Origin of the sequence: Shewanella marina JCM 15074, from assembly GCF_000614975.1 — a bacterium.
Lineage (GTDB): Bacteria > Pseudomonadota > Gammaproteobacteria > Enterobacterales > Shewanellaceae > Shewanella > Shewanella marina.
Window position 1 is genome coordinate 1 of sequence record NZ_BALM01000075.1, and the last position, 512, is coordinate 512.

At 46.3% G+C, this 512-nt stretch carries 1 rRNA gene; it reads left to right on the forward strand.

Annotated elements, in window-relative coordinates:
* Positions 1-205: 205 nt before the first annotated feature.
* Positions 206-512: ribosomal RNA gene (locus tag JCM15074_RS20205) — 16S ribosomal RNA — on the forward strand; the annotation flags it as partial.

The following is a 512-nucleotide window of genomic DNA, read 5'->3' on the forward strand; positions in this document are numbered from 1 at the left end:
CGGCGATGCTCTTTAACAAGATAACAAGCAAATCTGTGTGGACACTCACAGAATTGAGTTAATCGAAAAAAGATTAAATCAATGGACTCTTATTTATAAGAGACTGAGTGTTCATAGCAATATGTAATACGAATCGTTTGATGTTAACTCATCGAGCGATAACAGAATTCATTGAGTCGCATCTTCGGATGCAGAAAAAACACTTTAATTGAAGAGTTTGATCATGGCTCAGATTGAACGCTGGCGGCAGGCCTAACACATGCAAGTCGAGCGGTAACAGGAAAGTAGCTTGCTACTTTTGCTGACGAGCGGCGGACGGGTGAGTAATGCCTGGGAATTTGCCCATTTGTGGGGGATAACTACTGGAAACGGTAGCTAATACCGCATACGCCCTACGGGGGAAAGCAGGGGAGCCTTTCGGGTCCTTGCGCTGATGGATAAGCCCAGGTGGGATTAGCTAGTTGGTGAGGTAAGAGCTCACCAAGGCGACGATCCCTAGCTGTTCTGAGAGG